Source organism: Chryseobacterium sp. SIMBA_029, from assembly GCF_046535275.1.
In the GTDB taxonomy this organism is placed as follows: domain Bacteria; phylum Bacteroidota; class Bacteroidia; order Flavobacteriales; family Weeksellaceae; genus Chryseobacterium.
Genome location: NZ_JAWRXA010000223.1, coordinates 1 through 278 on the forward strand (window position 1 = coordinate 1; position 278 = coordinate 278).

Annotated in this window: 1 protein-coding gene; it reads left to right on the plus strand. The window is 61.5% G+C overall.

Annotated elements, in window-relative coordinates; genetic code table 11:
- Nucleotides 1-105: 105 nt before the first annotated feature.
- Nucleotides 106-278, plus strand: a 173-nt coding sequence (locus tag SB679_RS23915) for a DUF4192 family protein (RefSeq protein WP_410704737.1), incomplete at its 3' end; no start/stop codon positions are given.

The following is a 278-nucleotide window of genomic DNA, read 5'->3' on the forward strand; positions in this document are numbered from 1 at the left end:
GCGAGCGGGACAACAATCGCTAAGCTGCTTGCTGCGGCCGCCGTCTTATCCACATAGGGTCATTTGCCGCTGTCCGCTCACGCCGCGGTGGCCGAAGGTGGGGTTATGACCACCAACGAGACGCTGAGCATCCAGCAACCAGAAGACATCCTTGGCTATGTTCCCCACATGCTGGGCTACTGCCCGGAAGACAGCCTTGTCGCCATCACCATGCAAGGCAAGGCTCTTGGGGCTACGCTGCGGGTGGACCTGCCACAACGGACACCGAGCTCATCGCG